Annotated in this window: 26 protein-coding genes; 16 read left to right on the top strand and 10 right to left on the bottom strand. The window is 71.4% G+C overall.

The window, feature by feature from the left end; genetic code table 11:
• Window positions 1-309, bottom strand: coding sequence for an EMC6-like membrane protein (locus NO900_RS16845; protein WP_256409114.1), 309 nt, complete (start codon window positions 307-309; stop codon window positions 1-3).
• Window positions 310-698: 389 nt separating this feature from the next.
• Here NO900_RS16845 and NO900_RS16840 point away from each other — a divergent pair, with 389 nt between their 5' ends.
• Entirely contained in the window at window positions 699-980 is a 282-nt protein-coding gene (locus NO900_RS16840; RefSeq protein ID WP_256409113.1) for a MarR family transcriptional regulator, read from the top strand.
• 78 nt (window positions 981-1,058) lie between these two features.
• Here the strand turns inward: NO900_RS16840 and NO900_RS16835 are convergent, their stop codons facing one another.
• Window positions 1,059-1,337 carry a DUF7536 family protein gene (locus NO900_RS16835; protein WP_256409269.1) on the bottom strand — a complete coding sequence of 93 codons (279 nt, stop codon included), beginning with the start codon at window positions 1,335-1,337 and terminating at the stop codon, window positions 1,059-1,061.
• Between the two features lie 181 nt (window positions 1,338-1,518).
• On the opposite strand from NO900_RS16835, the gene NO900_RS16830 reads away from it, so the two are divergent.
• Complete coding sequence (locus NO900_RS16830) at window positions 1,519-2,493, top strand: C-terminal binding protein (protein ID WP_256409112.1); 975 nt, start codon at window positions 1,519-1,521, stop codon at window positions 2,491-2,493.
• 40 nt (window positions 2,494-2,533) lie between these two features.
• Here NO900_RS16830 and NO900_RS16825 read toward each other — a convergent pair whose 3' ends face one another.
• Entirely contained in the window at window positions 2,534-3,358 is an 825-nt protein-coding gene (locus NO900_RS16825; protein ID WP_256409111.1) for a DUF6663 family protein, read from the bottom strand.
• 157 nt (window positions 3,359-3,515) lie between these two features.
• Here NO900_RS16825 and NO900_RS16820 point away from each other — a divergent pair, with 157 nt between their 5' ends.
• On the top strand, window positions 3,516-4,139 hold the full coding sequence (locus NO900_RS16820; RefSeq protein WP_256409110.1) for a methyltransferase domain-containing protein: 624 nt from the start codon (window positions 3,516-3,518) through the stop codon (window positions 4,137-4,139).
• A gap of 44 nt (window positions 4,140-4,183) precedes the next feature.
• On the opposite strand, the gene NO900_RS16815 is transcribed toward NO900_RS16820, so the two are convergent.
• The 3 genes from NO900_RS16815 to NO900_RS16805 all read right to left on the bottom strand — a co-directional run bounded on the left by NO900_RS16815 (window position 4,184) and on the right by NO900_RS16805 (window position 6,552).
• Entirely contained in the window at window positions 4,184-4,720 is a 537-nt protein-coding gene (locus NO900_RS16815; RefSeq protein ID WP_256409109.1) for a type IV pilin N-terminal domain-containing protein, read from the bottom strand.
• 32 nt (window positions 4,721-4,752) lie between these two features.
• Window positions 4,753-5,154: a hypothetical protein gene (locus tag NO900_RS16810; protein ID WP_256409108.1), complete on the bottom strand. Its 402-nt coding sequence runs from the start codon at window positions 5,152-5,154 to the stop codon at window positions 4,753-4,755.
• A gap of 102 nt (window positions 5,155-5,256) precedes the next feature.
• Window positions 5,257-6,552, bottom strand: coding sequence for a DUF7094 domain-containing protein (locus NO900_RS16805; protein WP_256409107.1), 1,296 nt, complete (start codon window positions 6,550-6,552; stop codon window positions 5,257-5,259).
• Window positions 6,553-6,717: 165 nt separating this feature from the next.
• Between NO900_RS16805 and NO900_RS16800 the strand changes: the two genes are divergently transcribed.
• The 10 genes from NO900_RS16800 to NO900_RS16755 all read left to right on the top strand — a co-directional run bounded on the left by NO900_RS16800 (window position 6,718) and on the right by NO900_RS16755 (window position 17,605).
• Entirely contained in the window at window positions 6,718-8,028 is a 1,311-nt protein-coding gene (locus tag NO900_RS16800; RefSeq protein WP_256409106.1) for a helix-turn-helix transcriptional regulator, read from the top strand.
• 112 nt (window positions 8,029-8,140) lie between these two features.
• On the top strand, window positions 8,141-8,929 hold the full coding sequence (locus NO900_RS16795) for an electron transfer flavoprotein subunit beta/FixA family protein (RefSeq protein ID WP_256409104.1): 789 nt from the start codon (window positions 8,141-8,143) through the stop codon (window positions 8,927-8,929).
• Entirely contained in the window at window positions 8,926-9,873 is a 948-nt protein-coding gene (locus NO900_RS16790) for an electron transfer flavoprotein subunit alpha/FixB family protein (protein WP_256409103.1), read from the top strand. Before NO900_RS16795 ends, NO900_RS16790 begins: the two co-directional genes overlap by 4 nt.
• A gap of 100 nt (window positions 9,874-9,973) precedes the next feature.
• Window positions 9,974-10,957 (top strand): replication factor C small subunit, encoded by a 984-nt coding sequence (locus NO900_RS16785; protein ID WP_256409102.1) that lies wholly within the window; start codon window positions 9,974-9,976, stop codon window positions 10,955-10,957.
• 471 nt (window positions 10,958-11,428) lie between these two features.
• Complete coding sequence (locus NO900_RS16780; protein ID WP_256409101.1) at window positions 11,429-11,995, top strand: metallophosphoesterase; 567 nt, start codon at window positions 11,429-11,431, stop codon at window positions 11,993-11,995.
• Window positions 11,996-12,314: 319 nt separating this feature from the next.
• A complete protein-coding gene (locus NO900_RS16775; protein WP_255310142.1) occupies window positions 12,315-12,443 on the top strand; it encodes a DUF7859 family protein in 129 nt (42 codons plus the stop codon).
• A complete protein-coding gene (locus tag NO900_RS16770; protein WP_256409100.1) occupies window positions 12,443-13,621 on the top strand; it encodes an inorganic phosphate transporter in 1,179 nt (392 codons plus the stop codon). The genes NO900_RS16775 and NO900_RS16770 overlap by 1 nt, the downstream gene beginning before the upstream one ends.
• Window positions 13,622-14,146: 525 nt before the next feature.
• Window positions 14,147-15,217, top strand: coding sequence for an ornithine cyclodeaminase family protein (locus tag NO900_RS16765; protein WP_256409099.1), 1,071 nt, complete (start codon window positions 14,147-14,149; stop codon window positions 15,215-15,217).
• Between the two features lie 40 nt (window positions 15,218-15,257).
• Window positions 15,258-15,830 carry a dihydrofolate reductase gene (locus tag NO900_RS16760; RefSeq protein ID WP_256409098.1) on the top strand — a complete coding sequence of 191 codons (573 nt, stop codon included), beginning with the start codon at window positions 15,258-15,260 and terminating at the stop codon, window positions 15,828-15,830.
• A gap of 107 nt (window positions 15,831-15,937) precedes the next feature.
• Window positions 15,938-17,605 carry a histidine kinase N-terminal 7TM domain-containing protein gene (locus tag NO900_RS16755; RefSeq protein WP_256409097.1) on the top strand — a complete coding sequence of 556 codons (1,668 nt, stop codon included), beginning with the start codon at window positions 15,938-15,940 and terminating at the stop codon, window positions 17,603-17,605.
• A 15-nt stretch (window positions 17,606-17,620) separates the two neighbouring features.
• Here NO900_RS16755 and NO900_RS16750 read toward each other — a convergent pair whose 3' ends face one another.
• On the bottom strand, window positions 17,621-18,430 hold the full coding sequence (locus NO900_RS16750; protein WP_256409095.1) for an RlmE family RNA methyltransferase: 810 nt from the start codon (window positions 18,428-18,430) through the stop codon (window positions 17,621-17,623).
• A gap of 277 nt (window positions 18,431-18,707) precedes the next feature.
• Between NO900_RS16750 and NO900_RS16745 the strand changes: the two genes are divergently transcribed.
• Window positions 18,708-20,069 carry an MEDS domain-containing protein gene (locus NO900_RS16745; RefSeq protein ID WP_256409094.1) on the top strand — a complete coding sequence of 454 codons (1,362 nt, stop codon included), beginning with the start codon at window positions 18,708-18,710 and terminating at the stop codon, window positions 20,067-20,069.
• Window positions 20,070-20,076: 7 nt separating this feature from the next.
• Here NO900_RS16745 and NO900_RS16740 read toward each other — a convergent pair whose 3' ends face one another.
• The 3 genes from NO900_RS16740 to gatB are packed head-to-tail and all read right to left on the bottom strand — an operon-like array spanning window position 20,077 to window position 22,269.
• A complete protein-coding gene (locus NO900_RS16740) occupies window positions 20,077-20,559 on the bottom strand; it encodes a GNAT family N-acetyltransferase (protein ID WP_321169221.1) in 483 nt (160 codons plus the stop codon).
• Window positions 20,556-20,774 carry a ubiquitin-like small modifier protein SAMP2 gene (samp2, locus tag NO900_RS16735; protein ID WP_256409093.1) on the bottom strand — a complete coding sequence of 73 codons (219 nt, stop codon included), beginning with the start codon at window positions 20,772-20,774 and terminating at the stop codon, window positions 20,556-20,558. Before samp2 ends, NO900_RS16740 begins: the two co-directional genes overlap by 4 nt.
• A gap of 7 nt (window positions 20,775-20,781) precedes the next feature.
• A complete protein-coding gene (gatB, locus tag NO900_RS16730) occupies window positions 20,782-22,269 on the bottom strand; it encodes an Asp-tRNA(Asn)/Glu-tRNA(Gln) amidotransferase subunit GatB (protein WP_256409092.1) in 1,488 nt (495 codons plus the stop codon).
• A 528-nt stretch (window positions 22,270-22,797) separates the two neighbouring features.
• On the opposite strand from gatB, the gene NO900_RS16725 reads away from it, so the two are divergent.
• Both NO900_RS16725 and NO900_RS16720 read left to right on the top strand, forming a co-directional pair.
• Window positions 22,798-23,493 carry a phosphoribosyltransferase gene (locus tag NO900_RS16725; protein WP_256409091.1) on the top strand — a complete coding sequence of 232 codons (696 nt, stop codon included), beginning with the start codon at window positions 22,798-22,800 and terminating at the stop codon, window positions 23,491-23,493.
• A gap of 9 nt (window positions 23,494-23,502) precedes the next feature.
• Window positions 23,503-24,168: an HD domain-containing protein gene (locus tag NO900_RS16720; protein WP_256409090.1), complete on the top strand. Its 666-nt coding sequence runs from the start codon at window positions 23,503-23,505 to the stop codon at window positions 24,166-24,168.
• Window positions 24,169-24,211: the final 43 nt, after the last annotated feature.

The following is a 24,211-nucleotide window of genomic DNA, read 5'->3' as shown; positions in this document are numbered from 1 at the left end:
TCACGCCACCAGTTGCACGCCGGACGTGGCCAGCACGGTGTAGCTGATGAACCACAGCGTGAACGTCAGGAACGCCACGTAGAGGTTGTCCTTGACGCCGAAGTCGCCGACGCCGATGACCTTGTACAGCGGGAACTGGGCGAGCACGAACGCGCCGAGGACCAGCACGACCGTCGTGCTCTGTGCGGCGGCCACGGTCGTGCCCACGTAGGCGGCCGAGACGACGCCGGCGGCGATCCCCGCCAGACAGCAGATCGTCGTGACGACCACGCCGCGCGCGTGGCCCGACATGCCCGAGTCGTCGCTCATACCAACGGATCCGCGAGCACCCGTGAAAAGCCGTTCGTTCCGGCCGTCGCGCGTTCGGGACCGTCGGCGTCGAGCGCGGGCGAGACGTGAGGCCGACGCGAACGCGGAGGACCCGTGAGGCCGAAAAAAAACGCGAGCGGCGCGAGGCGAGCAGAGGCGATGAGCGAGGCGGGCGGGGGCGATGAGCGAGGCGGGCGGAGACGACAAGGCGAGAGCGCGCGCGAGCCCCGTCGCTGACTGACTGGTCAGTCGAACGGGCATATACCGGAGCATGTTGCTGGTTATCAGCGCGATAACCGGCAATAAAACCCGGATAATGCGGGAGAATCCCGGAAATGGGACCGCGGGCCATCAACATTTATGCCGATGTGCGGTTTCGAATCGTAACGATGGAAGGAACCCAATCGGAGGGGCTCGACGACCTCCCACCGAGCGCCAAACTCGTCTTCAAGGTGCTCGAATACAACGGTCCGCTGACACAGAAGGGCATCGTTCAGGAGTCGATGCTGTCGGCCCGAACCGTTCGGTACGCCCTCGAACGGTTGGAGGGGATCGGGGTCGTCGACGAGGACGTCTACTTCGCTGACGCCAGACAGAACCTCTACAAGCTCACCGAGCCCGCACAGGAGTTCACCGGCGAGGAGTGCGACGCCTCCTGTACCGCCGACTGAACCCGACGACCGGTTCGGACCCGCCCGACCTCGCCGACCACACGGTCGTTCGCGCCGCGGAGCGGCGCGCTCGCCGGGTCACTCGACTCGCCCGGTCGACGCCTCACCGGCACCCCGCGCCGCCTCCGCGATCGTGAGCGCGACGGCGACTAACAGCGCGAACGTCGCCGCCAACACGAACGCCAGGAACAGGAACCAGACGTCCGGCCCGAACAGCGGGTACTCCCGCGTGTCGATCACGGGGCCGAGCAGCTCCAGCGTCCGGACGAGGTACAGCAGGACCGCGAGCCCGGCGCCCGCGACGAGACCGATCCGGACGTTCCGGTAGAACGCCAGCGACTCGAGGAGGACGAGCATCGGGGGTTTAGAGGAGCTCTCGTCGGTCACGGGAACGCGTAGTCGCCCGGCGCGCAAAGAGCCTCCGGAAGCGGCTCGGGAGCGACCGTCGCCGCCCGGAATATCACGATCGAAAATAGACGTTTGAGTCCCTAACAACGTCAATACCAGCCATCAAGTGGGGTCGGGGCGAAGCGAGTCCATGGCCAAGGTCGTCCTGTCGTCGTTCCCGATGATCGACCCGGAGACGTACCGCGAGGTGCTCGGCGAGCGCGTCGACGAGCCCGTCGAGATCGAGGTCGCCGACCTGGGGTCGGCCGAGCGGGTGATCGAGGCGGCCGCGGGCGCCGACGCGGTCGTCACCGACATCAACACGCCGGTCACCGCCGAGGCGCTCGCGGCGCTCGACCTGGAGGTCGTCGTCCGGTCGGCGGTCGGCGTCGACAACGTCGACGTCGGCGCCGCGGCCGACGAGGGCGTCACCGTCACCCGCGTCCCCGACTACTGCACCGACGAGGTGGCGACCCACTCCGTCTCGCTGCTGCTCGCCTGCCTGCGCTCGCTGAAGTCGTACGACGACGACGTCGCCGCCGGCGGCTGGAGCTGGGAGACCGGCCGGCCGGTCCGCCGCGTGAGCGCCTCGACGATCGGACTGCTCTCGTTCGGACCGATCGCGAAGCGCGCGGCCGAGCAGCTCGCCGGCTTCGACGCCGAACTGCTCGCGCACGACCCGTTCGTCGACGCCGACGAGATGGCGGAGTACGGCGTCGAGGAGGTCGGGTTCGAGGCGCTGTTCGACCGCGCCGACCACGTCGGCGTCTACGCCCCCCTGACCGACGCGACCCGGGGGATGGTGGACGCCGACGCGCTCGCGCGGCTCGGCGAGGACTCGGTCGTCGTCAACGTGAGCCGCGGCCCGGTCGTCGACGCCGACGCGCTGCTCGACGCGCTGGAGTCCGGGGCGATCAAGGGCGCCGGCCTCGACGTGCTCGCCGAGGAGCCGCCCGAGGACGACCCGCTAGTCGGTCGCGACGACACCGTCGTCACGCCTCACGCGGCGTGGTACAGCGAGGAGGCCAGGGACGACCTGAACCGGAGCGGCGCGGCCGACGTCGCCGCCGTCCTCAACGGCGAGACGCCGGCCGGTCGGGTCGACCCCGACGCCGACTGGCTGTAGGCGGGACGACGAGGCGACCGGCGGCGCGAGCGGGGACTGGTTACAGCCGGTCGAGCGCGTCGAAGTCGTCGCCGTCGCTCTCGCCGTCCCCGTCGCCGTCGGCGGTTCCGGAATCGTCCGCCTTCGCCGCCTCGAACTCGCCCGCCTCCAGCCCCGCCGCTAACCCGGGACCGAGGTCGTACGTGTCCCGGACCGTCTGGGCGAGCACGCCGTCGCGGTCGAAGACGACGTAGACGGCGACGAAGTCGTGGGCGGCGGGCCGCAGCACGAACACCTCGCGCGGGCCGTCGTCCTCGCGCGACTCGTTGACGCGGGCGACGAGCGGCTCGATCGGGAGCCGCGCGGCCCGGAGGTCGGCGAAGGCGTCGCCGCCGGGCGCGTCGGCGAACAGGTACAGCGCTCCGTTCGGCTCGCCGTCGTTCGACCGGGTCGTGATCGAGCCGACCGCCTCCCCCTCGGCGCGGATCCGGTCCCACGTCTCGACCGCCGCCTCGAACATCCCCTCGACGTCGTCGGCGAACCGGAACCGGCTCTCGCGGGCGACCTCGACGTCGACGAACCGCGCCGAGGCGTCCGTCCACGCCAGCGTCGCGTCGACGACGTGGCCGGGCTCCAGCGACGCCACGCGCTCGGCGAGCTCCCCCTCGTACCCCTCCGCGGTCGCGTACAGGGGATCGAACCGGTCCTCGGCGTCGGCCGCCGTCGGATCGATCGGTCCGTCCGGGAGTTCGACGAGGACGAACTCCTCGGGGGCGTCGGCGGCGTCGGGAGCTGCGTCGCCCCCGCCGCCGTCGGAGTCGTCCTCGATGTCCGGTCGCGGCCGCCGGTCGTGCACGCGGAACCGGCCGCTCGTCGTCGGGTCCATACGCGTGGATCGGTCGGCGGGCTGATAAGCGGGGCGGACCGGGGCGCGAACGGATTCGCCGAGATATCGGTGTCGTCCCGTCGATACCCCGCCATATCGACGCCGCCGCGGGGCGGATCCGTGTCGTTATGGGGCGGGCGACCCAACGGAACGGTAAATGGGGATCCTCGAGGACAAGTCGAACGCCCGCCTGTTCTACAAGTACCTCTCGAAGGTGTACGACCGGGTCAACCGCTTCAACTGGAACGAGGAGATGCGTTCCGAGGCGCTCTCCTGGCTGGAGTTCGGCGACGATCCGAGGGTGCTCGACGTCGGGTGCGGCACCGGGTTCGGCACCGAGGGACTGCTGGAACACGCCGACGACGTGCACGGGCTCGACCAGAGCGTCCACCAGATGGAGAAGGCGTTCGAGAAGTTCGGGAAGCGCGACCTGGTGAACTTCTACCGCGGCGACGCCGAGCGGCTCCCCTTCCGCGACGACGCGTTCGACGTCGTCTGGTCGTCCGGCTCGATCGAGTACTGGCCGAACCCCGTCGAGGGGCTCCGAGAGCTGCGCCGCGTCGCCAGGCCGGGCGGACAGGTGCTCGTCGTCGGCCCCGACTACCCGCGCAACCGCGTCCTCCAGCGGGTCGCCGACGCGATCATGCTCTTCTACGACGAGGACGAGGCCGACCGGATGTTCGAGGCGGCGGGCTACGAGGAGTTCGAACACCACATCCAGCGGGCGACCCCGCGGAGCCCCCGAGCGATCACGACGGTCGCTCGCGTTCCCGGGGAGTAGCGCGCGACGGGTCGACGCGCTCGGTTCCTTCGCTTCGCCGTCGTTCATCTCGGTTCGACGACCGTCTCTAACGCCGCGACCGGCCGCCCGTCGACGGAGATCTCGACGGCGACCGCGCGGCCCGGTTCGAGGACGGGGTCGTTCGTCCCCGCGACGCGGAACGACGCCTCCCCGCCGACACGCCAGTCGCCGCCGCTGGCGGCGTTGAACGCGCCGGTCGGTCCCGGCCGGAACCCCGCCGCGGAGAAGAACGGCACCGGCGGCTGGCGGGCGAGGGGCTCACCGTCGACGGTGACGCGGACGTCGAGCTCGCTCGCGTCGAGGGCGTCGCCGCCGCGGTGCGTGACCGCGATCCGGTCGTCGGTCGCCGACAGCGACAGCGACGCCGTCGGGGCGGGCTCGACGGGCTCGGCGGGAGCGCCGAGCGCGACGGTGACGACGCCGCCCGCGAGGACGACCGTGATCGCGAGCAGGAGGACGCCGGCGACCGGGGCGAGCGCGCGGGCGGAGCGGCGGGCGTCCGCGTCGGTCTTTCGACGCGGCGGCGAGCGCGACGGCGGCGGTAAGCTGTCGGAGAGCACGGCGCGACTGGTCGCGGTATCCGATAAAAACGTCAGGACCGGGCGAGCGGAACCGCGGCGAGCGCCGCCACCGCGACTGCGGTGGCGAGGTTCAGCCCCCGTGTCGGGCGGGCGAACCCAAGGACCGTCTCGACGCCGACCCAGATCGCCAGCGCGACGCCGACGGCGACGGCCGTGGCTCGCCCCCACGAGCGACCCGCGTTGACCCCGTAGCCGGCGACGAGCGGACAAACGCCGAACAGCAGGAGGAGGAGGACGCCGGGGAGTAGGAAGTCGTCGACGGGGGTCGCGGCGAGCGGAGCCGGCGACGCGTTCACGAGGCCGCCGGAGGGGTCGACGACGAGCGCGACGCCGCCGACGGCCGCACGCGCCGCGAGCTGGCCGAGCGCGGCGAGGAGCAGCCAGTGCGAGAGGGGCCGACCGCGGAGGCGCATAGTCGGGGGTCGTCGCGGGACCGACAAGAGGCCAGTGCCGGGTTCCGATAGGCCGGGAACCCGCGGTTCCGGACGGCGGACGCCCGCGGTTCGTGTGCCGCGCTACCCCTCGTCGACGGGCCGCGGCGTCGGGATCGGCCCGAGACCGTCGACGACGACGACGCGGGGCTCGTCGACGACGGTGATGCGGTACGACCCCGCCGGCGAGAGCGTCCGGACGACGCCGTCGTCGTTCGTGGTGCCGATCGCTCTGCTGTCGCTGTCACCGACGCTTTTCGTGACGGTGACGTCGGGCTCCGGCTCGCCGGTCTCCTCGTCGAGGACGGTCACGGTCACCGGTCCGCCGACGTAGCTCCGGTCGACGGTGACGGTGAACCCGTCGCCGGTCTCGGAGACGCGCTCGGCGTCGGGGAAGGCGTCGAGGTCGATCCGCTGGTGCTCGACGAACACCTCCCGCGTTCCGCCGCTGACGAAGGTGCGGAGGATCCCGTACTCGTGCGGGACGGTGATCCGCTGGACGGAGCCGACCCCGAACGCGTCGGGCGCCCGGAGCGCCGCCGTCTCGGGGTACGACTCGGACGTTACCTCGATCGCGGCGTCGTTGCTTATCGGGCCGCCGCCGCGGTCCCAGCGGTCGTTCCGGAACGTCTCGCGGACGTACTGGCCGTCGACGATCGTCGCCAGCGTGACCGAGTTCGGGGTCGATTCGATATGAATCTCGGCCGCAGAGACCTCGCCGCTGGCGGTCGCGAGCGCGAGGTCGCGGACGGGCCCCTCGTACACCTGAATCGCGACCTGGAGCTCGTCGAGCCGAGTCGGGGAGCTGAAGCCGTCGGTCGCTTCCGCGAGCGCGTCGATCTCTTCGAGCCGCCGGTCGTACTCTTCGGCGATGGCGGAGATGCGGACGAGCTCGTTGAGGAACTCCCGGTCGGAGAGGTTCCCGGAGGCGTGCGCCCTGAACGCGTCCGACTGGCGGCCGTGGAGGCGCTCCTCGCCGCGTTCGACGCGATCGAGCGCCGCGAGGATGAGTCGACGCCGCTCCGCGTTCGTCTCGGCGCTCTCGATCCGGTCGACGACCGCCGCGGTCTCCACGGCGGCCTCGGCGTCCGCGACCGAGAAGGAGAGCGCGGGACCGAGGTTCGCGCCGCGGGGAGCGCTGGCGACCCGGGAGTCGGCGCCGGCCGGCGCGGAGAGCGTTCGGAACGTGAGGTTCGGCTCGTCGACCTGCGAGGGGTCGTTCGGGAGCCGCGGCGGCTCGATCGGGTCGGCGGCATCGACCGGAATCGAGCCGGGGACCTCGGCGATCGCCGTGGAGTCGGACCCGAAAGCGGGGGACGTCGTCCCTGCGACCGGGACGACCAGCAGCAGGACCGCGACGACGATAGGGAGGGCTCTCATCGTTCGATGGTTCGACCCCTGATATAAAAAATCCACCTCAACGGCCCCGCACGGCCCGGCGGCGCCGGGTCGGTCTGCGACGCTTCGGATGACCGAACGGACGTTTCCCGCCCACAAACCGACTATGGAAAGCGTTTTGCCCGGTCCACGAGAGGACAGACGTGCATGCGGAATCCCCTTCGCGTCCTCCTCGTCTCGCTGTTCGCCCTCCTCCTCGTCGGCGGCGTCGCGGCGCCGGTCGCCGGGGGCGCGGTCGCGTCCCCGGCGGCGTCTCCGCTCGACCCGTCGGCCTCGCACGGAGCGCAGACCGCCGAAGCGCCGTCGGCGGAGGCCCTCGGGACGACCGCGGGCCCCGCCGCGCAGATCGACTCCGACTTCGACCCGAACACGGCGACCCGGATCCGGATCGAACCGACGCCGGACCGCGACGCGCGGTGGGAGGTGTCCGTCAGGTACGCGCTGGCCGACGAGACGGAGGTCGGGGCGTTCCGGAGCGCCGGCGAGCGGTTCCGCGACGGCGAGGTCGGCCCGACCCCCGCGCTGTTCGAGGGGTTCGCGCGGGAGGCGAGCCGGACCGTCGACCGGACGATGCGGATCCGGGCCGTCAACCGCGAAGTGATCGTCCACGAGGATCCGTCCGAGTTCGACGTCGCCGACGACGGGACCGTCGCCGTCGGCGAGCTCCGACTGACGTTCGTCTGGACGGAGTTCCTCGGGACCGACGGCGACGACCTCGTGCTGGGCGACGCGCTGACGACCCCTGAGGGGACGTGGCTCCGGTCGCTCGGCGAGGGACAGACGCTGGAGGTGGCGACCCCGGAGCGGTACACCGTCACCGGGACCCCCGGCGCCACCGTCCCGCTCCGCGACAACGCCGTGATAATCGAGGGGCCGCGCACGTTCGCCGAGGGCGAGCGAGTCGCCGTCGTGTACGCGTCGACGGGGCCCGTGGGCCCCCCGTGGGAGATGCTCACCGCCGCGATCGTCGTCGCCGCGCTGCTCATCGCGGGGAGCGTCGTCGGCTACCGGCGGATAGAGACCAATGGGGACGACGTGACGGACGCAGCCGGCGCGAACGGCGCGAACGGCGCGAACGGAAACGGCGAGGGCGCCTTCCGGGAGACGGGTGAGGGAGCCGGCCCGAACGGCGGGGCGGTCGGGCCGCCGGACGCCGAGGGGGATCCCGACGGGTCCGCGGAGTCGGAGCCCGAGGAGGACCTCTCGCTGCTCTCGGACGAGGAGCGCGTCGAGCGGCTTCTCACGGAGAACGGCGGACGGATGCGGCAGGCCGACATCGTCTCCGAGACCGGCTGGTCCGACGCGAAGGTCTCGCAGCTCCTGTCGGAGATGGCCGACGGGGGACGGATCGAGAAGCTCCGCCTGGGCCGCGAGAACCTGATCTCGCTTCCGGACGGCGACGACGAGTCGGCGGACGGAGAGAGCGGGACGGCGGACGACGACCGCGCCGGGCGGTGAAGGGGCCCCGGATCCCGAACGCGGTAGGCGGCGAGGCCCGTCCGGAGCCAACTCCTCGCGGCGAGTGAGGCGTTTCGAAAACCCTTACAGGGCGAGCGACGGAGTAACGATCATGAAGGTTCTAGTGACAGTCAAAGAGGTCGCGGAGGCGGACGACGACTTCGCGATCGAGGGGACCGACATCGCGGAGTCGGACCTCGAGTACGACCTCAACGAGTGGGACGACTACGCCGTCGAGGCCGCGGTGCAGCTGGCGGAGGCCGGCGTCGCCGACGAGGTCGTCACCGTCACCGTCGGCCCGGAGCGGGCGGAGGAGACGATCCGGATGGCGCTCGCGAAGGGGGCGGACCGCGCCGTACGCGTCTGGGACGACGCCTTCGAGGAGGGGTTCGCCGACGTGGCCGCGAAGGTCTCGACGATCGAGGCCGTCGTCGAGGCCGAGGAGCCGGACCTCGTGCTGGGCGGGGTCCAGGCCGCCGACACGGGATTCGGCGCGACCGGGGTCGCGCTCGCCGAGCGGATCGACTTCGAGCACGCCGCGGTCGTCAACGACCTCGAAGTCGACGCGGACGCCGGCGTCGCGCACGTCCGCCGCGAGCTGGAAGGCGGCGTCGAGGAGCTCACCGACGTCGACCTCCCCGCCGTGTTGACCGTGCAGACGGGGATCAACGAGCCGCGCTACGCGAGCCTGCGCGGCATCCGGCAGGCGCAGCGCAAGGAGATCGACGCGAAGGAGCTGTCCGACCTCGGGCTGACCGCCGCGGACGTCGAGAGCGCGCTGACGATCACCTCGATGTACGAGCCGGAGAGCGAGTCGGACGCCGAGATGATCGAGGGCGACGCCGGCGAGGCCGCGGGACGCCTCGCCGAGGTGCTGCGTGACAAGGGGGTGGGCGCGTGATGAGCGTGCTCGTCGTCGCCGAGCACCGCCGCGGGGAGCTCCGCGACGTCTCCTACGAGGCGATCACGGCCGGCCGCGAGCTCGCCGACGCGCGCGGCGGCGACCTCCACGTCGCCGTTATCGGCGGGGACGTGGACGGCTTCACCGAGGACCTGAACCGCGAGGGTGTGGACGCGATCCACGCCGTCGAGAACGGGGAAGAGTTCGACCACAACGTCTACCAGGCGGCGGTCGGAGCCCTGCTCGACCGCACGGACGCCGGGACGGTCGTGGCGCCGAACTCGGTCAACGGCCTCGACTACGTCCCCGCGGTGGCCGAGGACCGCGACCTCCCGCTGGTGACGGACGCGATCGGGTTCGAGCACGACGGCGGCCTGACCGTCACCCGCGAGATGTACGGCTCGAAGGTGGAGACGACGGTCGACGTCGACGGCGACCGCCACGTGCTCACGGTCCGCGGCGGCGAGTGGGCGCCCGCGGAGGGCGTCGGCGACGCGGCGATCGAGTCGGTCGACGTTGAGCTGCCCGAGTCCGGCGCGCGCGTCACCGGCTTCGAGGAGGTCGGCGGCGGCGACGTCGACATCGCCGACGCCGACGTGCTCGTCTCGGTCGGGCGCGGGATCGAGGAGGAGGAGAACTTGGAGCTCGTCGAGGAGCTCGCCGACGCGCTCGGCGCGACGCTGTCCGCCTCCCGGCCGATCGTCGACAACGGCTGGCTCCCGAAGAACCGGCAGGTCGGCCAGAGCGGAAAGGTCGTCACCCCCGACGTGTACATCGCCGTCGGCATCTCCGGCGCGGTCCAGCACGTCGCCGGCATGAAGGGGTCGGACACCATCATCGCGGTCAACACCGACCCGAACGCGCCCATCTTCGACATCGCCGACTACGGCGTCGTCGGGGACCTGTTCGAGGTCGTCCCCGAGCTCATCGACGAGTTCGCCTGAGACCGCGTCGACTGACTCGCCCGAGCCGACGGCCGGGACCCGGTCCCGCCCGCGCCCCGTTCTCGGTTCGTTTATCACCCCGCCGACCTTCCGATCCGCCATGAGCGAGGCCGACGAGCAGACGGCTGCGACCGCGACCGGCCGGGAGATCTGGATCGAGAAGTACCGGCCGCAGTCGCTCGACGACATCCACGGCCAGGAGGAGATCGTCGAGCGGCTCGAAAGCTACATCGAGCAGGACGACATCCCCCACCTGCTCTTCGGGGGGCCTGCCGGTACCGGGAAGACGACCGCGGCCACCGCCATCGCCCGGCAGGTGTACGGCGAGGACAACTGGCGCGGCAACTTCCTCGAGCTCAACGCCTCCGACCAGCGCGGTATCGACGTGGTGCGCGACCGGATCAAGGGATTCGCGCGCTCGTCGTTCGGCGGCGATTTCCGGATCGTGTTCCTCGATGAGGCGGACTCGCTTACTGATGACGCTCAGTCAGCATTACGCCGCACGATGGAACAGTTCTCCGACAACACCCGCTTCATCCTCTCGTGTAACTACTCGTCGAAGATCATCGACCCGATCCAGTCGCGCTGCGCCGTCTTCCGCTTCTCGCCGCTCTCGGACGCGGCCGTCGCCGCGCAGACCCGCGAGATCGCCGCGGCGGAGGGGATCGAGGTGACCGACGAAGGCGTCGACGCGCTCGTGTACGCCGCCGACGGCGACATGCGACGCGCGATCAACTCGCTGCAGGCGGCGGCGACGACCGGCGACGTCGTCGACGAGGAGGCGGTGTACGCGATCACGGCGACCGCGCGGCCCGAGGAGATCGAGTCGATGGTGACGAACGCGCTGGAGGGCGACTTCTCGCGGGCGCGGGCGACCCTGGACACGCTGCTCACGGAGACGGGGATGGCCGGCGGCGACGTGATCGACCAGCTCCACCGCTCCGTCTGGGAGTTCGACCTGAGCGAGCGCGAGGCGGTCGCGCTGATGGAGCGGATCGGCGAGGCCGACTACCGGATCGCCGAGGGCGCCAACGAGCAGGTGCAACTGGAGTCGCTGCTCGCGTCGCTTTCGTTAGAGGAATAGGTCAGTTACGATCGAAGTCTCGGTTCGTTCGCGGCGTACGATCGCAGTTATTTATCACAGACCGACGGTAGCAGCGGCGGGCAGACCGTCTCCGAAGCTCCGGTCGTTCGGCGATATGATGACGATTGAGAATCGACTGGGTACACCTCCAAAGCCCCAGCCGGGAGGCGGACGCACGCTCGCTGCGCTCCTCAGTCGTTCGCTCCGCTCACTCCTTGCGGTGCTTACGTCGCCTGCGTCCGCCTCCCTGCTGCCCCTTTGAGTCCCACCCCGCACCGCACAGCGACCGCACCTCACACCACCCCAACCTCGCGGTTCGCGCTCTCCGAGCGCTCACCGAGCGCTCACCGGCTCCCTCGCGCGTGCTGCTCGCGGCCAGCGGGCCGCTCGCAGGCACGCGCCACCGCCCCGGCACATTCGAGTACTCGTCCCGGGCGCGCTTCTTAAGCCGGGCGCGCACGGACTGCGGGTATGCTCGTCGTCGTCTCCGACACGCACGCACGCGAGGAGTCGAAGCTGCAGGGGCGCACCGCGGAGGCGGTCCGCGAGGCCGACCTCGTCGTCCACGCCGGCGACTTCTACCGCGAACCGGTGCTCGACGCCTTCGAGTCGGCGGCGCGGACGCTACGCGGGGTGTACGGCAACAACGACGACGCCGCGATCCGCGACCGCCTCTCGGAGGTCCGGACGGTCGAGTACGCGGGCGTGCGGTTCGCCGTCACCCACCGCCACCGCAGCGGGGACACGGGACTGGTCATGCTCGGTCGGGGACGCGACGCCGACGCCGTGATCTGCGGGCACAGCCACCGCCCGCGGTTCGACGACTCGGGCGACCTCCCGATCCTGAACCCCGGGAGCCACGCACAGCCGCGAGGGAACCGACCGGGACACGCCGAACTGGAGCCGGCGACCGAGGTGGATGCGGACGGGGACGGAGGGGGCGAGACCGACGGGCGCGACGGGAGCGAGACCGCGCTCGACGGGCGACTCGTCACGCCGGACGGGGAGGTCTTCGAGCGGTTTCGGATCGGGCCGTGAGAAGTACCGCCCGCGGGAGAAGGGGGGGGGAGAGCGGGCGGGACGCGACGCCCCGCGGGCCGAGCCGCGCCGGCGGGCCGGAACGACCGGGGATGGGGAGGGGGGAAAGCAGGGGGAGGGCAGGGGGGAGCGATCGGCGGGGACCGGCCCGATCGACGCGGAGCGATCGCGGGGGAGAGGGCCGAAGCGGGGGTCGCGTCCGTACGTTACGCCGGAGATAGCTTATACCTAGCTTAGGGACAAACACGCGCTTTAGTCACCGCCCGCCGGCGGACGGGAGTCCCGAAACGCCTAACACCGTGCCGACGGATTCGACTGTATGCTCTCGGTCGAACCGCTGTTCGTGGTTATTCTCGTCGGTCTGCTCGGGCTCTTCTTCTTCGGGTTCCTCCTCGTCCGGCGCACGCTGACCGGGCTCCGCGAGGGGTACGAGGACGGCCAGCGGTAATGGTCGTCGTCACCGTTCTCACCCTCGGCGTCGCCGGCGCGGCGAGCATGTTCATGGCGTGGTCGATCGGCGCCGGCTCCTCGGGGTCCACCCCGTTCGCGCCGGCCGTCGGGGCGAACGCCATCTCCGTGATGCGCGCCGGGCTGATCGTGGGCGTCCTCGGGCTGCTCGGCGCCGTCCTGCAGGGCGCGAACGTGACCGAGGCGGTCGGCACGGAGCTGATCGGCGGCGTCACGCTCACCGCCGGCGCGGCCATCGTCGCGCTGGTCACCGCCGCCGGGCTCGTCGCGGTCGGCGTGTTCGCCGGGTACCCGATCGCGACCGCCTTCACCGTCACCGGCGCGGTGGTCGGCGTGGGCCTCGCGATGGGCGGCGACCCCGCGTGGCCGAAGTACACAGAGATCCTCACGCTGTGGGTGCTCACCCCGTTCGTCGGCGGCGGGATCGCCTACGTCGTGGCGCGCTCGCTGATCGGCGAGCGCCTCCCCGAGCGACCGCTCACCGCGGCGCTCGCGGGTCTCGTCGGCGCGATCGTCGCGAACGTCGGGTTCGCGCTGCTCGGCCCCCCGGGCGAGCAGGCGTCGCTCTCGCAGGCGATCGGGCCCGGGCTCGGGGTCGGCGCGGTCGGCACGCCCCTCGTCACGGCCGCGGTGGCCGCGGTCGTCACCGTCGCGGTGTACCTCGACCTCGGCCGCGACCGCGAGGGGGCCCAGCGGCGGTTCCTGCTGGCGATGGGGGGGCTCGTCGCGTTCTCCGCCGGCGGGTCGCAGGTCGGGCTGGCGATCGGGCCGCTCGTGCCCCTGTTCGTCGGCGACGCCGGGATCCCGCTGTGGGCGCTGCTCGTCGGGGGCGGAGTCGGGCTGCTGGCCGGGTCCTGGACCGGCGCGCCGCGGATGATCAAGGCGATCTCGCAGGACTACGCCTCGATGGGGCCGCGGCGGTCGATCTCGGCGCTCATCCCCTCGTTCGCGATCGCCCAGACCGCGGTCGCGTTCGGGATCCCGGTGTCGTTCAACGAGATCATCGTCTCCGCGATCGTCGGCGCCGGCTACGCCGCCGGCGACGCGGGCGTGAGCCGGGCGAAGATGGGGTACACGGTACTCGCGTGGGTCGGCTCGCTCGTCGGGTCGCTGGGGCTGGGCTTCGGCATCTACACCGTCGTGCAGTTCGTGCTGTAGGTGGTGCGACGAACAGGTGGAGCGGTGAATCTCGGAGTTCGGTTATATATAATTGTGGCTGGCAGATCGGCGGTGAGCATCGCCGAAGCCCCAGCCGCTCGGTAGTACGTGGTCGGCGACTCGACGACGAGGAGCTCCAAAGCCCCAGCCGCTCGCTTATAAATCGTTGCTGTCGGTGATATAGAGAACACCTCCAAAGCCCCAGCCGCGAGGACTCGCGCGGCTCGGTGCGCTCCTCGCTCGCGTTGCTCGCTGCGGTGCTTCCGTCGCCGTGCTTCGTCCTCGCGGCTGCCCCTTTGAGTCCCACCCAACCGCTCCGCACCGCAGCCTCACGCCTCCCCAGCCTCGTCGCTCGGTCGGGGCTCCCGCCGGTCGCCCGCTCCCTCGCGACTCCCTCGCGCGTGCCCCTCGGCCGCCAGGCGGCCTCGGCGGCACGCGCCACCGCGGTGGCCGGTCACACCGATCGCCCCCGTGCCCGCCGTCGATCCAGCAGGGTTCAAGTACCCCACCGGCAAAACTCGCGGCATGCAGACGCTGCTTCTGAACGCCGACGACGTCGACGAGAACGCTCGCATGGACCGGGTCATCGACGCGGTGCGCGGCGCGTTCACGGCCTACGAGCGCGGGAACGCGAAGATGCCGGCGAAGTCGTACATCGACCTCCCGGAGTACGACGGCGACTTCCGGTCGATGCCCGCCTACCTCGACGTGCGCGAGGCGGACACCGCCGAGGAGACGGCCGACGGCGAGGGGTGGGACGCGGCCGGGATCAAGTGGGTGAACGCGCACCCGAACAACCCCGCCGACCACGGCCTCCCGACCGTGATGGGGACGATGATCTACTCCGACCCCGAGACGGCGTTCCCGCTGGCGATCCTCGACGGCACGACGCTCACCATGAAGCGAACGGGCGCGGCCGCCGCGGTCGCCACCGACCACCTCGCCGTCCCCGACGCGACCTCGCTCGGGATCGTCGGCGCGGGCGTCCAGTCGTACACGCAGCTGGAGGCCATCGCCGAGGTGCGCGACGTCGAGGAGGTCGTCGTGAGCGACCTCGACGAGGAGCGCGTCGCCGACTTCATCGACGCCTTCGGCGACCGGTTCGACGTCCGGGCGGGCTCCGTTTCGGAGGCCGGCCACTGCGATATCCTCTCGACGGTGACGCCCGTCGAGGACCCGATCGTCGGCCCCGGCGACGTGGGCGAGCACACCCACGTCAACGCGATGGGCGCCGACGCGGCGGGGAAACACGAGCTGGCGGACGAGCTCCTGCTCGACGCGACGATCGTCATCGACGACCGCGAGCAGTGCACCCACTCCGGCGAGATCAATGTCCCCTACGCGGCGGGGACGCTCACCGACGACGATATCTACGGCGAGATCGGCGAGATCGTCGTCGGCGCCCGCTCGGGTCGGGCCGGGGTCGACGCCGGCGGAAACGGCCCCGCGACGGGCGGGGCGGGCGTCACGGGCGTCACCGTCTTCGACTCCACCGGCCTCGCGATCCAGGACGTCGCGGCCGCCCGCGTCGTCTACGAGCAGGCCGACGAGGCCGACAACGGCTCCCCGTTCGACCTGCTCGGACTCGCCGAGTGACCGCGACGGCCTTTTTATCGCTCCCGCCCGTATCGCTCCCGTGCAACTCGTCAGCGTCGCCGCGCTCGCGGAGAACCGGGTGATCGGGAACGACGGCGGCGTCCCGTGGCCGGACCTCCCCGAGGACGTGCGTCAGTACCGCGCCCGCGTCGCCGGCTCGCCGGTGATCTTAGGCCGTCGGACCTTCGAGTCGATGCGCGGCGACCTCCCCGGCCGCCGGCAGATCGTCGTGAGCCGCAGCGTCGACGCGGTGGACGAGCCGACCGCGGTCGTCGCCGACGGCGTCGACGCGGCGATCGACCTCGCCCGCGAGCTCGTCGGCGAGGGCGTCGACGCCGGATCGGTCGACCGTGTCGCCGGGGAAGCGGCGCCCGCCGGGACGGGGTCGCTCGGCGACGCGCCCGAGCCGGCCGTCTACGTCCTCGGCGGCGGGACGGTCTACGAGCTGTTCCAGCCCCGGATCGACCGGATGGTCCTCAGCCACGTCGACGGCGCCTACGAGGGCGACACCCGGTTCCCGGCGTGGGACGAGTCGGAGTGGCGCGTGGCCGACGAGACGGACTACGAGGGGTTCACGCTCCGCGAGTGGGTCCGACGCGCGGACGCCGCGTGAGCCGGCACGTCGCCCGCGACGTGTCAGTCGACTGTCCCTCGTCCGCCAGTCGTCCCCGAGTTAGGCGACCAAACTAAGTGGGTATCGGACGTGGGTCACCTCGATAGATGGCGGCCTCGTGGTGGCTCGTCGGCCTGTTCGCGCTCTCGGCTGCGGCCTGTTTCGTCGCCGCCCTTCACGGGTCTCGCCTGCGGAACGACGACGCCAGGCGCGGGCTCCGCTGGCTCCTGGTCCTCGTCGGCGTCTGGGGGCTCCTCCAGGCCGGGGTGCTGCTCGCGGGCCGGGAGCCGACGGCGGTCGCGCTGTACGTCCTCGCGCTCATCGTCGGCTTCGCCACGCCGTTCGCCTGGCTGTACTTCGCCTCCGCGTACGCCGGCCGGGACTACCACCGCCGGTCGGCGTACCGGCGAGCGGGCCTCGCGGTCTACGTCGCCGTCGTCGCGGCGAAGCTCACGAACCCGATCCACGGCCGGTACTTCGACGCGTCGTTCCGCACCGACCCCGTCCGCCGCCTCCTCATCGACGAGGGGGCGCTGTACTGGGGGTCGCTCGCCCTCGCGTACGCGCTCTCGCTCGTCGGCTTCTACCTCCTGTACCGGCTCTTCCGGGAGTCGGAGCACTCGTCGTGGACGCTCGCCGGGCTGTTCGCGGCGACGGGGCTCCCGGTCGTTCCGAACGCGGTCGCCCAGGCGGCGCCGTCCCTGTTGCCGTCGCTGAGCTACGAACCGCTCGGCGTCGCCGTCTTCGCGGTCGGGACCGTCTACCTCGTGGAGGACACCTTCCTCGCCGTCGAGCGCACGGCGACGCGCTCGTTCGTCGAGCGCACCGCCGGCGGCGTCCTCGTCCTCGACGCCGACGGCCGGCTCCGCGATCACAACGAGCGGGCCGCGGAGCTGTTCCCCGCGATCGCGGACGGCGCGACCCGCGTCGAGGAGGTCTCGCCGCCCGTCGCCGACGCGTACCGCGAGGAGGCCCCCGTCCTCGTCGACGTCGTCGACGCCGGCGGCGACGAGCGGACCTACTGCGTCACGAGCGAGTCGCTCTCCGTCGGCGGGGCGGAGTTCGGCTGGGCGCTGCTCGTGCAGGACGTGACCGCCATCGAGCGACAGCGCGACCGGCTCGAACGCCACGAGGAACAGCTCGGCGACATGGCGGGCGCGATCGCCCACGAGCTGCGGAACTCCGTCGCCGTCGCCGACGGCTACCTCGCGGACGCGGCGGAGCGGCTCGCCGACGACGACGCCGAGGGCGCGGCCGAGTCGGTCGCGGTCGCGCGCCGCCGCGTCGGCCGGATCGGCGGCGTCGTCGAGGACCTCCACACGCTGGTGCGCCACGCCCGCGACTTCGACGAGCCGTCGCTCGTCGACTTCGAGGCGGCGGTGGCCGACGCGGAGTCCGCCGCCGACGCCGACGTCGCGGTGACCGTCGAGGGGAGCGGTCGGGTGCTCGCGACCCCGACGCGCCTCAAGCAGGTGTTCAAGAACGCGCTCGCGTTCGCCGCGTTCAACGGCGCGACGGCGGTGACCGTCTCCCTGACCGACGACGGGTTCGCGATCGCGGACGACGGCCGGTTCGCCGCGACCGACGGCGACGAGGCGGCGCTCCTCTTCGAGTACGAGAGCGCCGAGCCGAGCGCCGACGCGGGCATGTCGCTGCCGAACGTCCGCGCGCTCGCCCGGGTCGAGGGGTGGACCGTGGAGCCCGACCCCGGGTACGAGGACGGCGTCCGGTACGTCGTTCGCGGGGCCACGGTCGAGCGGGACCCGGCCGAGTGAGGAGGGGTCGTCGGCTCAGTCGTCGCTCTCGGCGTCGGAATCGCTGTCAGAGCCGCCGTCGACGCGCTCGGCGAATCCGAACCGCGGCTTGGCCTCGTCGACCTCGACGGTCACGGCCTCGCCCACGTCGGCGTCCGGGACGAACAGCGAGTACCCCTCGACGTACGCGATCCCGTCGCCCTCGTCGCCGAGCTCCTCGACGGTCACCTCCAGCCGGTCGCCGGCCGCGACGGGCGCGGTGTTCAGCCCCCTGGCGACGAGGTACACCTCCGAGGAGGAGTCGCGGGAGGCGGGCGGCGAGACGGTCCGGAGGTACTGGAACTCGCTCCGGACCTCCTCGCGGAAGGCGTCGAGGTCCTCGCCCTGGAACACCTTGACGACGAAGTCCCCGCCGGGCGCGAGCAGCTCCTCGGCCACGTCGAACGCCTGCCGCGCGAGGTGGACCGACCGCGCGTGATCGAGCGCGTACTCGCCGGTCATGTTCGGGGCCATGTCAGAGAGCACCGCGTCCGCGCCGCGCTCGCCGACCGCCTCGCGCAGGTAGTGTCGGGTGCGCTCCTCGGTCATGTCGCCCCGGATGGTCTCCACGTCGCCCTCGTCGAGGTCCTCGATGCGCTGGAGGTCGACGCCGACGACGGTGCCCGACTCGCCCACTTCCTCGGCCGCGACCTGCAGCCACCCGCCCGGGGCGGCCCCGAGGTCGACCACGGTGTCGCCGGGGTCGAGGAGGTCCGCATCCTCGTCGATCTGCTTCAGCTTGTAGGAGGCCCGGCTCCGGTACCCCTGCTGTTTCGATCGGTTGTAGTATTCGTCTTTGCCGCTCATATCTTGATCACCGCGCCCCGGGATGGGACCGCCGAAATCGAGGGCGAAATCGCGCTCATACCCGTAACAACGGGAGCGACCGGGAAATGAACGTCGAATGCGACCGTCGACGGCTCAGTGCGGTTCGGTCCGTTGACACCAGCCGCGAGGAGAGCGACTGTGGCCGAGGGGCGCCCTGGTGCCGGCCGTTGATTTTCGCCGCGACGAGCGGTGAACGGCCGACTCAGAGCGTTTCCGGCCGTTTTATCCGCCTCCATTTTGTACAGTCGATACTCAGATGCCTACCGAAGGAGAGTCGATCGGCTTCGGTGCCCGATCGCAAGAGAACCTGCGCGCCGAGTTCGCCGGCCGCGACCTTGACCGTCACCTCGCGCTGTTCTACGAGTCGACGGCCGCGCAGCTCGACACCGTGTCCGCGTTCCTCTCGCACGGGCTCGCGACCGGGCATCGGTGCGTGTACCTCGCCGATGCGAACCCGCAGTCGCGGATCGAAGCGGCCCTTCGAGATGCAGACGTGGATGTCGCGGCGCGGGCCGCCGCCGGCGACCTCGCCGTCCGCGACGCGTCGGAGGTATACCTCGACGGCGGGTTCGACTCCAGCAACACCGTCACCGAGCTGCGGTCGGAGGCGGAACGGAGCGCCGCGGGCGGCTACGAGGGGCTCTGGCTCGCCGGGGAGAACACGTGGGCGTTCGGGGCCGAGAAGTCGTTTGACGAGATCGTTGATTTCGAGTTCGCGTTCGACTCGGCGTGCCCCGACGAGCCGGTGACCGCGCTGTGTCAGTACGACCTCCGACGGTTCGACGAGGCGGCGGCCGCGAAGGCGCTGCGGACGCACCGACAGGTCGTCTTCGACGGAACGCTCTGCGAGAACCCCTTTCACGTCTCGCTCGAAGCGTACCGCTCCGGAGACGCGGAACATCCCGACGCTCGACTCATGTTAGAGCAGGCCCGGGGACTGGCCGAGAGCAACCGGGAGCTGGATCGCCGCGAGGAGCGGCTCACCGTCCTCAACCGAGTGTTGCGCCACAACATCCGAAACGACCTCAACGTCGTCCAGGGGGTGCTCACCGAGCTGTCGAGGAGCGAGTCGCTGACGGCCGCCGAGGCCGACCGCGTCGCCGCCGCTGCGAGCCACGCGGACGCCGTCGTCGAGACGGCAGCGAAGGCACGGTACATCCAGCGGACGATCGGGCGCTCGACGGTCGAGCCGACGCCGCTCCGGCCGGCGATAGAGCGGGCTGTCGAAGAGGTCCGGATCGAGTATCCGAACGCGCGGATCCAAGCCCCTGCATCGCCGGAACACGTCGTTCTCGCGGACGTGAACCTCGACGTTGCGCTCGAAGAGGCGATCCGGAACGGGATCGTCCACCAGGACGACCCGACGCCGAGAGTCGAGATCGCGGTGTCGATTCCGACGAGCGAGCGGGTACGGATCGAGGTACAGAACCCGGGGTCGATCCCCGAACACGAGCTGCGGTGCCTCCGAGAGACCAGGGAGACGCCGCTCGCCCACGGCAGCGGGCTGGGGCTCTGGCTCATGCGGTGGATCGCCGAGTCGGCCAACGGGACCGTCGAGTTTGTGGACGCCGACGACCGGACGCGGGTCCGGTTCGAGCTGTACCGCGTCGGCGACTGACGGGCGATCAGTCGCCGACGCGGATCCGGCCGTGCCGGCGGGCGTCGGTCGTGTCGCCGGTGACGACGAATCCGATTGCCTCGTAGAACGCGACCAGGTCGTCGTCGAACGCGGCGGTGACGGTCTCGATAGCGGAGTCCGACCGCCCGCGATCGACCGCGGCCGCGAGGAGCGCGGAACCGATCCCCCCTCCCCGACGCGCACGCCTGACCGCGACGCCGTCGACGTGGAGCCGGTCGGGGTCGGGACGGGCGGCGACCAGCGCGCCGACGACCCCGCCGGTTCTGGTCGAGCGCGCGACGAGGGCGTCTCCGGCCGCGATCCGGTCGTCCACGGTCGCCGCGTCCGTCTCCAGCATCGCCGCGTCGAGGATCCGGAGGACGTCGAGACGGTCGTCGGGCGTCGCCCGCTCGACGATCACGTCCTCGGGCGGGTCGCGGGAACCGGCCGAGCCCGGCGGATCGTCGGCGGGGTCGGAGCTCTCGCTCACGCGCCGTCGCCCGTCGCGCCGCCCTTGATCAGCCGCAGGATCCGGACCTCGTCGGCGTCGACAATGCGGTCGCCGGGGACGGGCGAGCCGTCGACCAGCGCCGACGCCTCCTGCGGGTGGTAGCCGGCCTCGCGGACGAGGTCGTCGTAGGTGGCGTCGTCGGGGAGGTCGACCGCTCGGGTCCCCTCGCCGACGACCTCGACCGAGACGCGCATCGAGGGGCTACCCCTCCAGCCGCTCGCGGAGCAGCCCGTTCACCTCGCCGGGGTCGGCGCTGCCGCCCGTCTCCTGCATCACCTGGCCGACGAGGAAGTTGATCGCGCCCTCGTCGCCGTCGTGGTAGTCGCTCACGGCGTCCGGGTTGTCGTCGATCGCGGCGTCGACGGCGGCCTCGACCTCGCCGGAGTCGGCGACGCCGAGCCCCTCGCGCTCGATGACGGTCTCGGGGTCCTCGCCCGCGTCGAGCATCTCGCGCAGGACTACCTCCTCGGCGTTCTTCACCGTGAGCTCCTCGGCGTCGACCAGCTCGATCAGGCGCTTGAACTCGTCGAGGCGGTCCTCGACGTCCGTGATCGCCATCTCGCGGTAGTTGAGCTCGCCGAGCAGATTGTCGGCGACCCACGTCGCGGCGAGCTCGGGGTCGAACGACTCGGCCACGTCCTCGAAGAAGTCGGCGACGGCCTTCGTCGAGGTGAGCTTCGAGGCGGACTCGCGGTCGAGCCCGTACTCATCGCGGAAGCGCTCCCGGCGGGCGTCCGGCAGCTCCGGGATCGGGATCGACTCCTTCCAGTCCGACACCTCCAGCGCGGGCAGGTCGGCCTCCCGGAAGTAGCGGTAGTCCTTCTCGGCCTCCTTCGAGCGCATCGAGACGGTGACGCCGCGCGCCTCGTCCCAGTGACGCGTCTCCTGCTCGATCTCGCGGCCGCGCCGGAGCACGTTCTCCTGGCGGGTGACCTCGTACGCGAGCGCCTGCTCGGCGCCCTTGTGGCTGGAGATGTTCTTCACCTCGGCGCGGTTCACGTCCGCGAGGGCCTCGTCCGTGATCGTCCCGTCGTCTGCGACCCGGTCCTCCGGTACGAGCGAGACGTTGGCGTCGACGCGCAGGCTCCCGTCGCGGGTCGGGTCGAAGACGCCGAGGTATTCGAGGACTTCTTCGAGCTTCGCCAGGAACGCGCGCGTCTCCGCCGGCGACCGGAAGTCCGGCTCGGTGACGATCTCCATCAGCGGCGTCCCGGCGCGGTTGTAGTTCACGAGGGTGTGGGTCGCCGACTCGATGGAGCCGCCGGCGTGCTGGAGGCTCCCCGGGTCCTCCTCCAGGTGCGCCCGGGTGATCCCGATGGTGCGCGGCTCGCTGTCGACGCGCACTTCGAGCTCGCCCGACTGGCAGATCGGGGCGTCGTACTGCGTGAGCTGGAAGTTCTTCGGCAGGTCGGGGTAGTAGTAGTTCTTCCGGTGGAACGTCGTCGTCTCGGGGATGTCGGCGTCGATCGCCTTCCCCACCTTCACCGCGGCCTCGACGGCGGCCTCGTTGAGGACCGGCAGCGCGCCCGGCAGGCCGAGGCAGGTCGGGCAGGTGCGCGTGTTCGGCTCCTCGTCCTCCTCGGGCTCCGTCGAGCAGCCGCAGAAGATCTTCGTGTCGGTCTCGAGCTGGACGTGGACCTCCAGCCCGATCACGACCGTCCGCTCCTCCGTCGCGGCCTGAGTGCTCATTACCGGTCCGTTGTGAGCCGGCCACCTAAATCGTGTCGGGACCGATACGATGTCGATTCGGAGGCTCGTTCGCGTGGTTCTCGACTGTGTGTCGCTACTGCCGCTGACGCGGTGAACGGTTTCAAAGTCCCAGCCGCTCGGTGATACGCGGCCGATCCCGGATCGTCGGCGACCACCTCCAAAGCCCCAGCCGCGAGGACGGCCCACGCTCGCTGCGCTCCTCAGTCGCTCACGTCGTTCGCTCCTTGCGGTGCTTGCATCGCCTGTGCCGTCCTCGCGGCTGCCCCTTTGAGTCCCACCCCGCCCAGCACGGCACCGCAACCCCACGCCTCCCCAGCCTCGTCGGTCGCCCTCCGCGTCGCTTCGGGCGACCGACTCCCTCGCACGCGCTGCTCGCGCCCGAAGGGCGCTCGCAGGCGCGCGCCACCGCAGCCGTTCCCGAGAAATCGTGCCGCGGTGCTCGCGCCGGTCTCCCCTCCGGCGCCGTTGCTAAACCCTTATGAGCGCGCGGGTGGGAGGAACGGCCGTATGAGCGACCTCCCGGACGACTTCGACTGCACCCTCACCAACTGGGAGTACATCTACGGGCTCTGCCGCAACGTCTCGAACGCGGTGAAACGGGCCGACTTCGAGCCGGACGTGGTCGTCGCCCTGGCCCGCGGCGGCTGGTTCGCGGGGCGGTGCGTCTGCGACTTCCTCGGGCTCAACGACCTGACGAGCCTGAAGATGGAGCACTACGTCGGGACCGCGGAGAAGAGCGGCGAGCCCCAGATCCGCTACCCGATGCCGGAGGGGAGCGTCGAGGGGAAAGACGTCCTGATCATCGACGACATCGCGGACACCGGCGGCTCGATCCGCCGCGCCGAGGAGTACGTCGACGACCGGGACGCCGCCGAGATCCGCACCGCGACGCTCCAGCTGCTCGGCACCTCCGAGTTCCAGCCGGACTTCGTCGGCGAGCGGCTCGAACAGTGGACGTGGGTCGTCTACCCGTGGAACTTCCTCGAAGACATGATCGACCTCACCGAGGGCGCGATGGAGCGCGCCGGCCAGGAGACGTTCGACCGCGACGACCTCCGCCACTACCTCGACGAGTACCACAGCATCGGCCGCATCGAGATGGAGGTCGCCCAGCCCGGCCGCCTCGACGAGGTGCTCGACGAGATGGTCCGCCGCGGCGTCGCCGACTCGGCGGGCGACGGGACCTGGCGACTCGCCGACTGACCGCCCGCGATGCCCGGAGACGACCCGGAGTCGGACGCTGCCGACGACCCCCACGGCGTCCCCGAACAGGCCCTCGACGCCCTCCTCGACGCCTCCGCCCTCAAGGACGAGCGGCGCACGGGGTGGCAGCTCCGCGGGGTCGACGACCCCGAGTCGGTCGCGGCCCACGCGTGGGGGGTCGCCTACCTCGTCCTCGCGCTCGGCGACCGGTTCCGCGGGGACCTCCCCGGCGTCGACCTCGACCGCGCGCTCCGGCTCGCGGTGGTCCACGACGTCGCCGAGGCGGAGACGGGCGACGTCGCGACCCGCGCCGACTCGACCGCGGACGCCGTCGACCCGGCCGCCAAGGAGGCCGCCGAGCGCGAGGCGATGCGCGACCTCGCCGGGCCGCTCCCCGACCGCGTCCGCGACGCGTGGGAGGCGTACGAGGCGCGCGAGTCGCCGGAGGCGATACTCGTCAAGGAGTGCGACCTCCTCGACGTCTGCCTCCAGGCCGTCCGCTACGAGCGCGACGACCGGTACGACCCCGCCGACGGCGATCCGGGGGCGTTCCGCGAGTACGACGACCTCGACGAGTTCTTCGCGACGACCGGGCCGCGGCTGCGGACCGAGACCGGGAACGCGCTGTTCGCTCGCCTCCGCGATCGGTACCGGGCCGCCCGTGACGGCGAGTGACGCGCACTACGACGGGGCGCGACCGCGGACTACGACGCGACGC

The sequence above is a fragment of the Halorubrum rutilum genome (genome assembly GCF_024494565.1).
This window is presented reverse-complemented; position numbering and strand designations above follow the sequence as displayed.

What these genes read in the sequence shown, in the direction of transcription:
- NO900_RS16755 (WP_256409097.1), top strand. Translation starts at nt 15,938, where the DNA reads ATGGCGGCCTCGTGGTGGCTCGTCGGCCTGTTCGCGCTCTCGGCTGCG.
- NO900_RS16800 (WP_256409106.1), top strand. Translation starts at nt 6,718, where the DNA reads ATGCGGAATCCCCTTCGCGTCCTCCTCGTCTCGCTGTTCGCCCTCCTC.
- gatB (WP_256409092.1), bottom strand. Translation starts at nt 22,269, where the DNA reads ATGAGCACTCAGGCCGCGACGGAGGAGCGGACGGTCGTGATCGGGCTG.
- NO900_RS16840 (WP_256409113.1), top strand. Translation starts at nt 699, where the DNA reads ATGGAAGGAACCCAATCGGAGGGGCTCGACGACCTCCCACCGAGCGCC.
- NO900_RS16845 (WP_256409114.1), bottom strand. Translation starts at nt 309, where the DNA reads ATGAGCGACGACTCGGGCATGTCGGGCCACGCGCGCGGCGTGGTCGTC.
- NO900_RS16805 (WP_256409107.1), bottom strand. Translation starts at nt 6,552, where the DNA reads ATGAGAGCCCTCCCTATCGTCGTCGCGGTCCTGCTGCTGGTCGTCCCG.
- NO900_RS16765 (WP_256409099.1), top strand. Translation starts at nt 14,147, where the DNA reads ATGCAGACGCTGCTTCTGAACGCCGACGACGTCGACGAGAACGCTCGC.
- NO900_RS16720 (WP_256409090.1), top strand. Translation starts at nt 23,503, where the DNA reads ATGCCCGGAGACGACCCGGAGTCGGACGCTGCCGACGACCCCCACGGC.
- NO900_RS16725 (WP_256409091.1), top strand. Translation starts at nt 22,798, where the DNA reads ATGAGCGACCTCCCGGACGACTTCGACTGCACCCTCACCAACTGGGAG.
- NO900_RS16810 (WP_256409108.1), bottom strand. Translation starts at nt 5,154, where the DNA reads ATGCGCCTCCGCGGTCGGCCCCTCTCGCACTGGCTGCTCCTCGCCGCG.
- NO900_RS16825 (WP_256409111.1), bottom strand. Translation starts at nt 3,358, where the DNA reads ATGGACCCGACGACGAGCGGCCGGTTCCGCGTGCACGACCGGCGGCCG.
- NO900_RS16780 (WP_256409101.1), top strand. Translation starts at nt 11,429, where the DNA reads ATGCTCGTCGTCGTCTCCGACACGCACGCACGCGAGGAGTCGAAGCTG.
- NO900_RS16785 (WP_256409102.1), top strand. Translation starts at nt 9,974, where the DNA reads ATGAGCGAGGCCGACGAGCAGACGGCTGCGACCGCGACCGGCCGGGAG.
- NO900_RS16795 (WP_256409104.1), top strand. Translation starts at nt 8,141, where the DNA reads ATGAAGGTTCTAGTGACAGTCAAAGAGGTCGCGGAGGCGGACGACGAC.
- NO900_RS16820 (WP_256409110.1), top strand. Translation starts at nt 3,516, where the DNA reads ATGGGGATCCTCGAGGACAAGTCGAACGCCCGCCTGTTCTACAAGTAC.
- NO900_RS16830 (WP_256409112.1), top strand. Translation starts at nt 1,519, where the DNA reads ATGGCCAAGGTCGTCCTGTCGTCGTTCCCGATGATCGACCCGGAGACG.
- NO900_RS16775 (WP_255310142.1), top strand. Translation starts at nt 12,315, where the DNA reads ATGCTCTCGGTCGAACCGCTGTTCGTGGTTATTCTCGTCGGTCTGCTC.
- NO900_RS16745 (WP_256409094.1), top strand. Translation starts at nt 18,708, where the DNA reads ATGCCTACCGAAGGAGAGTCGATCGGCTTCGGTGCCCGATCGCAAGAG.
- NO900_RS16770 (WP_256409100.1), top strand. Translation starts at nt 12,443, where the DNA reads ATGGTCGTCGTCACCGTTCTCACCCTCGGCGTCGCCGGCGCGGCGAGC.
- NO900_RS16750 (WP_256409095.1), bottom strand. Translation starts at nt 18,430, where the DNA reads ATGAGCGGCAAAGACGAATACTACAACCGATCGAAACAGCAGGGGTAC.
- samp2 (WP_256409093.1), bottom strand. Translation starts at nt 20,774, where the DNA reads ATGCGCGTCTCGGTCGAGGTCGTCGGCGAGGGGACCCGAGCGGTCGAC.
- NO900_RS16835 (WP_256409269.1), bottom strand. Translation starts at nt 1,337, where the DNA reads ATGCTCGTCCTCCTCGAGTCGCTGGCGTTCTACCGGAACGTCCGGATC.